Source organism: Streptomyces sp. NPDC005899 (assembly GCF_040629645.1).
In the GTDB taxonomy this organism is placed as follows: Bacteria; Actinomycetota; Actinomycetes; order Streptomycetales; family Streptomycetaceae; genus Streptomyces.
This window is the reverse complement of sequence record NZ_JBEXWB010000330.1, coordinates 1-6,979: the sequence shown is the minus strand read 5'-3', so window position 1 is coordinate 6,979 and position 6,979 is coordinate 1. Positions and strand designations below refer to the sequence as shown.

The following is a 6,979-nucleotide window of genomic DNA, read 5'->3' as shown; positions in this document are numbered from 1 at the left end:
GGGAGACGGTAAATACCCGGGCGAAGGCACCGGTCCCGTGGGTGGCGGCGGTTTTCTCGGTCTTCTCGTCCTCCGTCCCCGTGGGCGATGGCGGGCGGGTGCGCCGGCCGGCCGGGTGCGGGCCGGCTCCGCCAGGGCGGCCGAGGTGCCGGCACGGACCCCGGGCCGGCCGGCGGGCCCGCCCCGGGGGCCGCGGCGCGGTTGTCCCCCTGCCTGGGGACAGGGCCGGGACGCCGACCCCGGGCGAGGGTGGCGCTCTTTTCTCCGTCTTTCCTATTCGCGTACGCGATCAGGGTGTCGGGTTACCTGGTTCTTCGTGGTCTGGCAATGCTGGGAAGTGCGGAGGAAGTGTGTGACGGCAACGGCTTTGTTCGCCCTTCCCGCGGAATGCCGCGCTGTGAACCCTACGGTGCGGCGGGCCGTTCCAGCTATCGTCTTCACGGTGCTGTAGGAGAGAGCAGATCCGGTACAGGAGACGTTTCCGAACCGCTGATCGCATTTCTGGTGGCCGGTGTCCTGTCGACGGGACACGATGCCGGAGCCCGCAGACCCGCGGCGACATCCACGCGGCGCCGACGAGGTCCCTCGTCGACGGCGGAACCCACGCCGACAACCGCGCTTCGTGCCCACCGGCACCGCACCTCCGTTCCAGACACGATCTGGCGAACCAAAGGGGCAAACGTGTCAGACGAAACCAGGGAAGTCCGTCAGGCCGGTGACCGGCGGGCGACGCCGAGGCGCTACCTGATGTGCCGTCCGAGCTACTTCGGCGTCACCTACTCCATCAACCCGTGGATGGAGCCCGACCGGCCCAGCTCGGCGGAGACGGCGCTGGCCCAGTGGAAGGGCCTCCACGACACGTTCGCGACCCTCGGGCACGACGTGCAGCTGATCGAGCCGGTGGCCGGCCTGCCCGACATGGTCTTCGCCGCGAACGGCGCCACCGTCGTGGACGGCAAGGTCCTGGTCGCGCGCTTTCGCCACCGGCAGAGGGCCGACGAGTCCGCGGCCTACCTGGACTGGTTCCGCGAGCGCGGGTGGTCCGAGGTGAAGATGGCGCAGTACACGAACGAGGGCGAGGGCGACTTCCTGTTCGTCGGCGACGAGATCCTCGCCGGCACCGGTTTCCGCAGCGACGTCCGCTCGCACGACGAGGCGCACGAGTTCTTCGGCCGCCCCGTGGTGTCGCTGATGCTCGTCGATCCGCGCTTCTACCACCTCGACACGGCGCTCTCCGTCCTCGGCGACGGGGAGATCATGTACTACCCCGAAGCCTTCTCCACGGGCAGCCGGGCCCTGCTCGCCGAGCGCTTCCCGGACGCCGTCCTCGCCGAGGCGGCGGACGCCGAGGTCTTCGGCCTCAACGCGCTTTCGGACGGCCGCAACGTCATGCTCCCGCACCGGGCCACCGGGCTCGCCGCCCGTCTGCGGGAGCGCGGGTACGAGCCGGTCGGGGTGGAGCTGGGCGAACTGCTCAAGGCCGGCGGCAGCGTGAAGTGCTGCACGCTGGAACTGCGCGACTGACATCCGGCCCGACGGCCGCCCCGTCCTGCCGACAGGACGGGGCGGCCGTGGGCCGGCTCCGGGCGCGGACCGCTTTCCGGTTCACCATTCACCGGCCGAAGGGTATGTTCGAGTCCAGCCGGGGAGCGGCCCGATATTCCGCCCGATATGCAATTCCGGACCTGACTTCCAGGCGGATCGATCCGCTTCGGTGAACAGTCCGCCCCGTTTTCCGTCGGTGCCGGGAGCGAATGCGTCCCCGAAAGCGACCGGTCGCGGCGGAAGCCCGGCGCCGCCGGATCCGGTGGGGACCGGCGCGACCTTCCACGAACGACCGGACTCCGTTCTTCCGGAAGTCCGCCCGAAAACGCGAAATCCAGGAAGTGGGGACATGACGCATTCCACGACACGCCGGGCACACGTCTCGTCGAGGGCCGCCGGCCTACGGGGAAACAGCCTGGGCGAGCTCTTCCTGATGGCGCGTGCCCGGGGTGCCATCGACCTCGCGGTCGGTACGCCGGGGTACCCCGAACCGTCCCCCGACATCATCGAGGCGGCGGCCGAGGCCATGCGGGCCGGCCGCAACCAGTACGACCACCCCTCGGGTGACCTCCTGCTGCGCGAGCGGATCGCCGCGACGCTGAACACCCCCACGGACCCGGCCGACGAACTGACCGTCACCGTCGGTGCCACCGAAGCCCTGTGCGTCGCCCTGCTGGCCACCCTGGACCCCGGCGACGAGGTCGTGCTGATGGACCCGGGGTACGAGCAGTTCAAGGCCGCCGTCACGCTCGCCGGGGCCGTCCCCCGCTTCGTCCCCCTCCATCCTCCGGCCTGGCGTTACGACCCCGCGGACCTCGCGGCGGCCTTCACGCCACGCACCCGGGCCGTGCTCCTCAACAGCCCCAGCAACCCCACCGGCAGGGTTCTGGACCGGCGGGAGCTGGAGGAGATCGCCGAACTGTGCGAGCGGCACGACGTCACCGTCATCTGCGACGAGGTCTACAGCACCTTCGTCTTCGACGGCCGCCCCCGGCTCTCGGTCACCGACCTGCCGGAACTCGCCGGCCGCAGCATCGTCGTCGGTTCCCTCTCCAAGAGCCACGCGATCAGCGGCTGGCGCCTCGGCTTCCTGCGGGCCGACGCGGCCCGCACCGCCGTGCTGCGACGCGTGCACGAGATCACCACCAACGGCGCGGCCACCCCGTTGCAGGTCGCGGTCGGCATGGCGGCCCTCTCGGTGGACCTGCCCACGGCGACGGCACAGATGCAGCGCCGCCGGGACCTGGCCCAGGACATCTTCTCCCGGGCCGGAATGAAGTTCGCGCCGGCGGAGGGTGGTTGCTTCCTCTTCGCGGACGTCGAACCGCTCACCGGCGGCCGGAAGGACGGCACGGCCTACGTTCACGAACTCCTGGACAGCGCGGGGGTACTGCTCGTGCCGGGCGGCCCCTTCTTCGCGGATCCCGCGCGGGGCGAGCAGTACGTGCGCATCGCGTTCAACCGCAGCACCGAGGTGCTGCGCGAGGTCGAGCACCGCATCCAGGCCGGCTGAGTACCTGACGACGAGGGGGAGCAACCGCATGAAGGAGTGCACGGTCGACCAACTGGGACCGCTGCCGGAGTTCCTCCGCGACGGGACCGGCGACGTCGTACCCATCCGGACACCCGCCGGCGACAGCATGTGGCTGGTGCGCGACTACGCGCTCGGCCGCCAGGTGCTGACGGACAAGCGGTTCAGCAGGGCCCAGGCCGCCACGCCGCACGCGCCACGGTTCAACGACGCCCAGCCCGTCCCCGACTCGATGATGAGCATGGACGGCGACCGGCACACCCGGCTGCGGCGGATCGTCAGCGGCGCGTTCTCCACGGGACGCATCGCCACCATGGGATCGCTCGTCGAGGAACTCGCCGACCGGCACCTCGACGTGATCGCCCGGCAGGGGCCCGGCGCCGACCTGATCGAAGGGCTGGCCACTCCGCTGCCGCTCGCCGTGCTCTGCTCGGTGCTCGGCGTCCCCGAGGCGGACGGGAACCGGTTCCGCAGCTGGGTCGAGGTCCTCTTCGACATCTCGGCCAGCACCCCCCGGGAGAAGGCCCGCCGTCGCATCGAACTCGCCGAGTACATCTACGACCTCGTCGACCGCAAGCGCCACCTGCCCGAGGACGACCTGCTCACGGTGCTGATCGGCATCCACGACCGGGGCGACCTCACGATGAACGAGCTCCTCACCCTCGGACTCACCCTGCTGATGGCCGGCTACGAGACGACCGTGGGCCAGATCGGCCTGTCGGTGCTGTCGCTGCTGTCCGATCCGGCGGCCTACGAGGAACTGGCCGGGCGGCCCGAGCGTCTCGCCCCCGCCGTGGAGGAACTGCTGCGGCTCAATCCCGCCACCCCCCTCAGCTTCCCGCGGGTCGCCGTGGAGCCGGTGGAACTCGGCAGCGTCACCGTCCGGGCGGGGGAGGCCGTCATGGTCGCCCTGCTGGACGGCAACCGCGACGCCGCCGTCTTCGCGGAACCGCGCTCACTCGACTTCACCGGACGTGACGCGGTGCACCTGACCTTCGGCCACGGCATGCACCGCTGCCTGGGCGCGTCACTGGCACGGCTCCAGGTACGCATCGTGCTGGAGCGGCTGCTGCGGCGGTTCCCGACGCTGCGCCTCGCCTCGGTCGACGAACCCGTGGTCTGGAAGGACGGCCTCGCCACCCGGGGGCTGTCCCGCCTGCTCGTCGACTGGTAGCCGGCCCCGCGGCCCGGCCGCCCCGCACCGCCCGCCGCCCCGCACTGCCCGCCGGACGTGCCACCACGGCACACCCACGACCTGGAGCGAGAACCGACGTGTCTGCTGACGATCACAAGCGCACCGAGACCGGGTCGACCGGGACGCCCCCGGCCGCCACCGCGTCGCCAGGACAGGAGAGGCGGCCGTCCGCGCGCGGGGCACAGCCCTTCGGCGGGGGCGCCGTGCCCCTGATCCTCTCCGGCGCGACGCAGGCCGCCGTACGGTCCCAGGCGCTGCTGCTGCGACGGCACCTCGCGGAAGGGGCCCCGTCTGTCGGCGACCTCGGGCTCTCCCTCGCCGGGCGCCCCGCGCTCGGCCACCGGACGGTCGTCCTGGCCGAGGACGGCGAGGAACTCGCGGGGGAGCTGGAGGCGCTCGCCGAGGGCCGCGGATCCGCCGGGAGGGTCTCCGGGACCGCCCGGCCCGGTGGGCGGACCGTGTTCGTCTTCCCGGGGCAGGGCTCGCAGTGGGTGGGCATGGCCGCGGGCCTCCTCGACAGCTCGCAGGTGTACCGCGCGTCCGTGGAGGCGTCCGCCGAGGCCCTCGCCCCGTACATCGACTGGTCGCTCCAGGACGTGCTGCGCGGGACCCCGGGCGCCGCCTCCCTGGACCGCGACGACGTCGTGCAACCCGCCCTGTTCGCCGCGAGCGTCGCGCTCGCCGACCTGTGGGCCTCCTTCGGGGTGCGCCCCTCGGCCGTCGTCGGGCACAGCAACGGCGAGATCGCCGCCGCGGTCGTCGCCGGGGGGCTGTCGCTGGGCGACGGCGCCCGCGTGGTGGCCCGGTGGAGCCAGGCACAGGCGAGCATCGCCGGGCAGGGCGGGATGCTCTCCGTGTCGGCGTCCGTGGAGCAGGTGGAACCCGCGCTCGCCGCGTGGGACGGCCGGGTCGCGGTGGCGGCGGTCAACGGCCCCCGCTCCGTGGTCCTCTCCGGCGACCGGGAGGCCGTCGACGGGCTGCTCGCCACCTTCGCGGACGAGGGCGTCCAGGCCAAGCGCATCCCGGTGGACGTGGCAGCCCACTCGCCGCACGTCGAGGTGCTGCGCGAGGAGGTGCTCGACGCCCTCGCACCGCTGCGGCCCCGCGCCTCGGCGGTGCCCTTCCACTCCACGGTGACCGGCGGACGGATCGACACGTCCCGTCTGGACGCCGGCTACTGGTACGGGAACCTGCGCGGGACCGTCCGTCTCGACGCGACCGTGCGCACGCTCGCCGGCTACGACGCCTTCGTCGAGATCAGCCCGCACCCCGTCCTCACCATGTCGCTCCAGCAGACCCTGGACGACCTGGAGTCCGGCGCGATCGTGGTGGAGACGCTGCGCCGGGGACAGGAGGGGACGCGGCGCTTCCTGACCTCACTGGCCCGGCTGCACGTCCACGGCGGCGAGATCGACTGGCGGCCCGCCTTCGGCCCGGGCGCACGCGTCGTCGGGCTCCCGGCGGACACCGAGCCGGAAGGGGCCGGGCCGGTGGACACGCCCGGTGGCGGAGGAAGCCGTCACCAGGACGCGGAACCGGCCGCCGGCCACCAGGAGACCGTGAACCGGCTCCTCGACCTGCTGCGCGCCGAGACCTCCCTCGTCATGGGTGTCGAGGCGGACGACCTCCCCGACGACGCCACGGCGTTCCGGGACGTCGGACTCGACTCGGTCACGGCGGTGGAACTCCGCAACCGGCTGGTCGACGCCACCGGTCTGCGGCTGCCCGTCACCCTGCTCTTCGACCACCCCACGCCACAACGGCTCGCCGCCCACCTGGCCGCCCTGACGACCGGCACCCGGACGGGCGCCGCGGTGGCGACCGGGCCCCGGGAGGCCGACGCCGAGGACCCGGTGGTCGTCGTCTCCATGGCGTGCCGCTTCCCCGGTGGAGTGGCCACACCGGAAGACCTCTGGGACCTCGTGCTCGGCGAGAAGGACGTGATCTCCCACTTCCCCGGCAACCGGGGCTGGGCCCTGGACGCCCTCTTCGACCAGGACCCCGGCCGGGCGGGCCGTTCGTACACCCGCGAGGGCGGCTTCCTCCACGACGCCGACCTGTTCGACGCCGAGTTCTTCGGGATCAGCCCGCGCGAGGCCCTCGGCATGGACCCGCAGCAGCGCCTGGTGCTGGAGACGGTCTGGGAAGCCCTGGAACGTGCGGGGATCAGCCCCGACGCGCTCCGCGGGAGCGGCACGGGGGTCTACCTCGGGGCGCTCGCGCAGGACTACGGCCCCCGGCTGCACGAGGCGGACGACAGGACCGGCGGGTACCTCCTCACCGGCAACTTCACCAGCGTCCTCTCCGGCCGGGTCGCCTACACCTTCGGCCTGGAGGGCCCCGCGGTGACCGTGGACACGGCCTGCTCCTCCTCGCTGGTCGCCCTCCACCTCGCCGCCCAGGCGGTGCGCAGCGGTGAGTGCCGGCTCGCGTTCGCCGGCGGAGTGACGGTGATGTCCAGCCCGGGCATGTTCGTGGAGTTCAGCCGTCAGCGCGGCCTCGCACCCGACGGGCGCTGCAAGGCCTTCGACGGTGGCGCGGACGGCACCGGCTGGGCCGAGGGGGCGGGAGTGCTCCTCCTTGAACGGCTGTCCGACGCCCGCCGCAACGGCCACGAGGTCCTGGCCGTGCTCCGCGGCACGGCGATCAACCAGGACGGCGCCAGCAACGGGCTCGCCGCACCCAGCGGTCCCGCCCAGGAACGCGTC

Annotated in this window: 4 protein-coding genes; all 4 read left to right on the top strand. The window is 72.7% G+C overall.

The annotated features are described in order from the left end of the window. Nucleotides 1–681: 681 nt before the first annotated feature. A complete protein-coding gene (gene ddaH / locus ABZ371_RS26645; protein WP_358684084.1) occupies nt 682–1,524 on the top strand; it encodes a dimethylargininase in 843 nt (280 codons plus the stop codon). A gap of 370 nt (nt 1,525–1,894) precedes the next feature. Beyond that, the gene (locus tag ABZ371_RS26640; protein WP_358684082.1) at nt 1,895–3,058 is read left to right on the top strand and encodes a pyridoxal phosphate-dependent aminotransferase; all 1,164 of its coding nucleotides are present in this window, start codon (nt 1,895–1,897) and stop codon (nt 3,056–3,058) included. A gap of 28 nt (nt 3,059–3,086) precedes the next feature. Beyond that, entirely contained in the window at nt 3,087–4,250 is a 1,164-nt protein-coding gene (locus ABZ371_RS26635; RefSeq protein WP_358684080.1) for a cytochrome P450, read from the top strand. A 98-nt stretch (nt 4,251–4,348) separates the two neighbouring features. After that, the coding region (locus tag ABZ371_RS26630) for a beta-ketoacyl synthase N-terminal-like domain-containing protein (protein ID WP_358684078.1) at nt 4,349–6,979 on the top strand (2,631 nt) is incomplete at its 3' end.